This is a genomic window from Myceligenerans indicum, assembly GCF_016742955.1.
Taxonomy (GTDB): Bacteria; Actinomycetota; Actinomycetes; order Actinomycetales; family Cellulomonadaceae; genus Myceligenerans; species Myceligenerans indicum.
Window position 1 is genome coordinate 1 of sequence record NZ_JABBYC010000097.1, and the last position, 5,582, is coordinate 5,582.

Here is a 5,582-nt window from a genome sequence, read left to right on the forward strand (position 1 = left end):
GTGTGCGTCGGTTGTTTGAGAACTCAACAGTGTGCTTGATAGTCAATGCCAAATTTTGTCCCTCGTTGTGGGGGATGTTTTGGATCGGATCGAGCAGTTCAGCTTGGTCTGGCCAGTATCAGTAAAACTCTGTGAAGAGTGTTTTCTTTTACGGAGAGTTTGATCCTGGCTCAGGACGAACGCTGGCGGCGTGCTTAACACATGCAAGTCGAACGATGAAGCCCAGCTTGCTGGGTGGATTAGTGGCGAACGGGTGAGTAACACGTGAGTAACCTGCCCCCCTCTTCGGGATAAGCCTTGGAAACGGGGTCTAATACCGGATATTCAGCTTCTGCCGCATGGTGGGGGTTGGAAAGAATTTTGGTGGGGGATGGGCTCGCGGCCTATCAGCTTGTTGGTGGGGTGATGGCCTACCAAGGCGTCGACGGGTAGCCGGCCTGAGAGGGCGACCGGCCACACTGGGACTGAGACACGGCCCAGACTCCTACGGGAGGCAGCAGTGGGGAATATTGCACAATGGGCGAAAGCCTGATGCAGCGACGCCGCGTGAGGGATGACGGCCTTCGGGTTGTAAACCTCTTTCGACGAGGAAGAAGCTTTCGGGTGACGGTACTCGTAGAAGAAGCGCCGGCTAACTACGTGCCAGCAGCCGCGGTAATACGTAGGGCGCAAGCGTTGTCCGGAATTATTGGGCGTAAAGAGCTCGTAGGCGGTCTGTCGCGTCTGGTGTGAAAACCCGAGGCTCAACCTCGGGCTGGCATCGGGTACGGGCAGGCTGGAGTGCGGTAGGGGAGACTGGAATTCCTGGTGTAGCGGTGGAATGCGCAGATATCAGGAGGAACACCGATGGCGAAGGCAGGTCTCTGGGCCGTTACTGACGCTGAGGAGCGAAAGCATGGGGAGCGAACAGGATTAGATACCCTGGTAGTCCATGCCGTAAACGTTGGGCACTAGGTGTGGGGCAGGTTCCACCTGTTCTGTGCCGTAGCTAACGCATTAAGTGCCCCGCCTGGGGAGTACGGCCGCAAGGCTAAAACTCAAAGGAATTGACGGGGGCCCGCACAAGCGGCGGAGCATGCGGATTAATTCGATGCAACGCGAAGAACCTTACCAAGGCTTGACATGCACCGGACAGCTGCAGAGATGTGGTTTCCGTAAGGTCGGTGTACAGGTGGTGCATGGTTGTCGTCAGCTCGTGTCGTGAGATGTTGGGTTAAGTCCCGCAACGAGCGCAACCCTTATCCTATGTTGCCAGCGGGTTATGCCGGGGACTCATGGGAGACTGCCGGGGTCAACTCGGAGGAAGGTGGGGATGACGTCAAATCATCATGCCCCTTATGTCTTGGGCTTCACGCATGCTACAATGGCCGGTACAGAGGGTTGCGATATCGTGAGGTGGAGCGAATCCCTAAAAGCCGGTCTCAGTTCGGATCGGGGTCTGCAACTCGACCCCGTGAAGTCGGAGTCGCTAGTAATCGCAGATCAGCAACGCTGCGGTGAATACGTTCCCGGGCCTTGTACACACCGCCCGTCAAGTCACGAAAGTTGGTAACACCCGAAGCTCATGGCCCAACCGGTTTTCCGGGGGGAGTGGTCGAAGGTGGGACTGGCGATTGGGACTAAGTCGTAACAAGGTAGCCGTACCGGAAGGTGCGGCTGGATCACCTCCTTTCTAAGGAGCGTTTGGCCCTGCTCGTGGCCTCGCACGTGGTGCGGGGTGGGTGGGGTCCAGGACCCTGATCGGGGTTCGGGCCATGCCACGGCCGAGTGTGTCGTGGGTGGTTGCTCATGGGTGGAACATTGACGAAGGGTCTGCTTGCGGGTGGGTCTGGCTAGTACGCCGGCTGTGAGGCTGGTGGGAACGTCGGGTCTGGTCGGGGGTGGGTCTGGCAAGCACACTGTTGGGTCCTGAGGCAACCGGCCGCGGGATCGTCACTGTCGGGTGTCGTCCTCCTGTGTGGGGGGTGGTGTTCGGGTGGTGGTCTGGTGGGTGGGTGTTTCTGGAAGGTTCGGGTCGCTGGCGTGGGCGATACCGCCGGGTCGTGGCTTCTCCGGGTGGAGGGGCTGGTGGTCGGGTTGGTCGTCTGGTGTTGGTGGGTTCGTTCGTTGCTTGAGAACTGTATAGTGGACGCGAGCATCTCTGGACATGCCAGTTTTCTGGTGTGTTCTGCGTAGTGTTGTTGAAGTTTTTTAGGGCACAGGGTGGATGCCTTGGCATCAGGAGCCGACGAAGGACGTTGTAGCCTGCGATAAGCCTCGGGGAGCTGGCAGACGAGCTGTGATCCGAGGGTTTCCGAATGGGGGAACCTAGCCGAAGTCATGTTCGGTTACCTGCATCTGAATTCATAGGGTGTAGGGGGGAACGCCGGGAAGTGAAACATCTCAGTACCGGCAGGAAGAGATATTCGGTGAGTAGTGGTGAGCGAAAGCCGATGAGGTTAAACCGTGCGCGTGTCAAGTTGTCAGGCGTTGCGTGTGCGGGGTAGTGGGATCCTCTGGGAGCCTCTGACAGGGTTCCGGCCAGTGAGAAAGTCGCGTTGTAGCCGAACCGGGTTGAATACCGGACCGTAGAGGGTGGTAGTCCTGTAGGCGAAATGACGTGGCCTGGTGGAGGGTGTCCCGAGTAGCACGGGGCCCGTGAAATCTCGTGTGAATCCGCCAAGACCACTTGGTAAGCCTAAATACTCCCTGATGACCGATAGCGGACCAGTACCGTGAGGGAAAGGTGAAAAGTACCCCGGGAGGGGAGTGAAATAGTACCTGAAACCGTGTGCCTACAATCCGTCAGAGCCTCCGCCTCCTTGTGGGGCATGTAGGGGTGATGGCGTGCCTTTTGAAGAATGAGCCTGCGAGTTAGTGCTCGGTGGCGAGGTTAACCCGTGTGGGGTAGCCGTAGCGAAAGCGAGTCCGAATAGGGCGGTCCAGTCGCCGGGTCTAGACCCGAAGCGGGGTGATCTAGCCATGGGCAGGGTGAAGCGCCGGTAAGACGGTGTGGAGGCCCGAACCCACCAGGGTTGAAAACCTGGGGGATGACCTGTGGTTAGGGGTGAAAGGCCAATCAAACTCCGTGATAGCTGGTTCTCCCCGAAATGCATTTAGGTGCAGCGTCACGTGTTGCTTGCTGGAGGTAGAGCTACTGGATGGCCGATGGGCCCGACAAGGTTACTGACGTCAGCCAAACTCCGAATGCCGGTAAGTTGAGCGTGGCAGTGAGACTGCGGGGGATAAGCTCCGTGGGTCGAGAGGGAAACAGCCCAGATCGCCGGCTAAGGCCCCTAAGCGTGTGCTCAGTGGGAAAGGATGTGGAGTTGCTCAGACAACCAGGAGGTTGGCTTAGAAGCAGCCACCCTTGAAAGAGTGCGTAATAGCTCACTGGTCAAGTGATTCCGCGCCGACAATGTAGCGGGGCTCAAGCACACCGCCGAAGCCGTGGCAACCACACTTAGCGTGATAGCTAGCCATTACAGTCTGTGACTGTCAGTGGTGTGGTTGGGTAGGGGAGCGTCGTACAGCCATTGAAGTGGCGGGGTGACCCAGCTGTGGAGGCTGTACGAGTGAGAATGCAGGCATGAGTAGCGAATGACGGGTGTGAATCCCGTCCACCGAATGACCAAGGGTTCCAGGGCCAGGTTTATCCGCCCTGGGTAAGTCGGGACCTAAGGCGAGGCCGACAGGCGTAGTCGATGGACAAGGAGTTGATATTCTCCTACCGGCGAAGAACCGTCCATACCGAGTCCGGTGATACTAACCATCCCGAGCTTGCACCACAGTCTTCGGACTGTACCGCAAGGGAGGCGTGGGACCTGATCCGGTAGTAGGTAAGCGTGTTAACAGGGGTGACGCAGGAAGGTAGCCGCACGTGGCGATGGTTGTCCACGTCCAAGGTTGTAGCCTGCTCCGTAGGGAAATCCGCGGGGTGTGAAGGGTGAGGACTGATGGTGACCACGTAGGTGGGAACGCGGTGATCCTCTGCTGCCAAGAAAAGCCTCGACGCGAGGTTCTAGCCGCCCGTACCCCAAACCGACTCAGGTGGTCAGGTAGAGAATACCAAGGTGATCGAGCGAATCGTGGTCAAGGAACTCGGCAAAATGCCCCCGTAACTTCGGGAGAAGGGGGGCCGGATCCGTGAAGCACCCTTGCGGTGCGTGAGCGGTGAAGGCCGCAGAGACCAGGGAGAAGCGACTGTTTACTAAAAACACAGGTCCGTGCGAAGTCGCAAGACGATGTATACGGACTGACGCCTGCCCGGTGCTGGAAGGTTAAGAGGACGGGTCAGCCCTTCGGGGTGAAGCCCAGAATTTAAGCCCCAGTAAACGGCGGTGGTAACTATAACCATCCTAAGGTAGCGAAATTCCTTGTCGGGTAAGTTCCGACCTGCACGAATGGCGTAACGACTTCTCCGCTGTCTCGACCGCGAACTCGGCGAAATTGCACTACGAGTAAAGATGCTCGTTACGCGCAGCAGGACGGAAAGACCCCGGGACCTTTACTATAGCTTGGTATTGGTGTTCGGTGCGGTTTGTGTAGGATAGGTGGGAGACTGTGAAACTCGGCCGCCAGGTCGGGTGGAGTCGTCGTTGAAATACCACTCTGATCGCTTCGGGCATCTAACCTCGGTCCGTGATCCGGATCAGGGACAGTGCCTGGTGGGTAGTTTAACTGGGGCGGTTGCCTCCTAAAATGTAACGGAGGCGCTCAAAGGTTCCCTCAGCCTGGTTGGCAATCAGGTGTCGAGTGCAAGTGCACAAGGGAGCTTGACTGTGAGACTGACAGGTCGAGCAGGGACGAAAGTCGGAACTAGTGATCCTGCCATGGCTTGTGGAAGCGTGGTGGCTCAACGGATAAAAGGTACCCCGGGGATAACAGGCTGATCTTGCCCAAGAGTCCATATCGACGGCATGGTTTGGCACCTCGATGTCGGCTCGTCGCATCCTGGGGCTGGAGTTGGTCCCAAGGGTTGGGCTGTTCGCCCATTAAAGCGGTACGCGAGCTGGGTTTAGAACGTCGTGAGACAGTTCGGTCCCTATCCGCTGCGCGCGTAGGAGTCTTGAGAAGGGCTGTCCCTAGTACGAGAGGACCGGGACGGACGAACCTCTGGTGTGCCAGTTGTTCCGCCAGGAGCACGGCTGGTTGGCTACGTTCGGAAGGGATAACCGCTGAAAGCATCTAAGCGGGAAGCCTGCTTCAAGATGAAGACTCCACCACACTTTGTGTGGGAAGGCGCCCAATAGATGATTGGGTTGATAGGCCGGAGGTGGAAGACCAGTAATGGTTGGAGCTGACCGGTACTAATCTGCCGACAACCTCAACAACCACTCTCTTTGTGAGCGTGTTCGCGTCCACTGTACGGTTCCCGAGAAACGACCGACACCCCTCTGCCTCGATAGTCCTCTCTTCTTGCGGGAGAGGGCAGGTGGGCGGGGAGGCTTGGACTGGTTGGTTAACTCGATAGTGTTACGGCGGTCATAGCGTAGGGGAAACGCCCGGTCTCCATTCCGAACCCGGAAGCTCAGCCCTACAGCGCCGATGGTACTGCCCTCGACAGGGGGTGGGAGAGTAGGACGCCGCCGGACTCCCTTTCA

At 57.9% G+C, this 5,582-nt stretch carries 3 rRNA genes; all 3 read left to right on the forward strand.

Annotation, left to right across the window (positions count from 1 at the left end):
- Positions 1-147 precede the first annotated feature (147 nt).
- The 3 genes from HGK34_RS21775 to rrf all read left to right on the forward strand — a co-directional run bounded on the left by HGK34_RS21775 (position 148) and on the right by rrf (position 5,573).
- Positions 148-1,672 (forward strand): 16S ribosomal RNA (locus tag HGK34_RS21775).
- 507 nt (positions 1,673-2,179) lie between these two features.
- A 23S ribosomal RNA gene (locus HGK34_RS21780) occupies positions 2,180-5,312 on the forward strand.
- 143 nt (positions 5,313-5,455) lie between these two features.
- Positions 5,456-5,573 (forward strand): 5S ribosomal RNA (rrf, locus tag HGK34_RS21785).
- The 16S, 23S and 5S rRNA genes sit together here, the layout of an rRNA operon.
- Positions 5,574-5,582: the final 9 nt, after the last annotated feature.